Source organism: Mammaliicoccus fleurettii (assembly GCF_002018435.1).
GTDB lineage: Bacteria > Bacillota > Bacilli > Staphylococcales > Staphylococcaceae > Mammaliicoccus > Mammaliicoccus fleurettii.
The window spans coordinates 1-647 of sequence record NZ_MWJM01000047.1 but is presented as its reverse complement, the minus strand read 5'-3'; the positions used below and the strand labels follow the sequence as shown (position 1 = coordinate 647).

1 rRNA gene is annotated in these 647 nt (G+C 50.2%); it reads left to right on the top strand.

What is annotated here, in order from left to right:
* A 23S ribosomal RNA gene (locus B2G86_RS13020) occupies positions 1-574 on the top strand; the annotation flags it as partial.
* Between the last annotated feature and the right edge of the window lie 73 nt (positions 575-647).

Below are 647 nucleotides of genomic sequence, written 5' to 3'. Positions count from 1 at the left end.
GTGTAAAGGCACAAGGGAGCTTGACTGCGAGACTTACAAGTCGAGCAGGGTCGAAAGACGGACTTAGTGATCCGGTGGTTCCGCATGGAAGGGCCATCGCTCAACGGATAAAAGCTACCCCGGGGATAACAGGCTTATCTCCCCCAAGAGTTCACATCGACGGGGAGGTTTGGCACCTCGATGTCGGCTCATCGCATCCTGGGGCTGTAGTCGGTCCCAAGGGTTGGGCTGTTCGCCCATTAAAGCGGTACGCGAGCTGGGTTCAGAACGTCGTGAGACAGTTCGGTCCCTATCCGTCGTGGGCGTAGGAAATTTGAGAGGAGCTGTCCTTAGTACGAGAGGACCGGGATGGACATACCTCTGGTGTACCAGTTGTCGCGCCAGCGGCATAGCTGGGTAGCTATGTATGGACGGGATAAGTGCTGAAAGCATCTAAGCATGAAGCCCCCCTCAAGATGAGATTTCCCAACTTCGGTTATAAGATCCCTCAAAGATGATGAGGTTAATAGGTTCGGGGTGTAAGCGCAGTAATGTGTGTAGCTGACGAATACTAATCGATCGAAGACTTAATCAAAATTTTTAACTCGGTTTAACGCCGTAAAATCTGCTTACTATCTAGTTTTGAATGTGCAATACATTCTAATAGT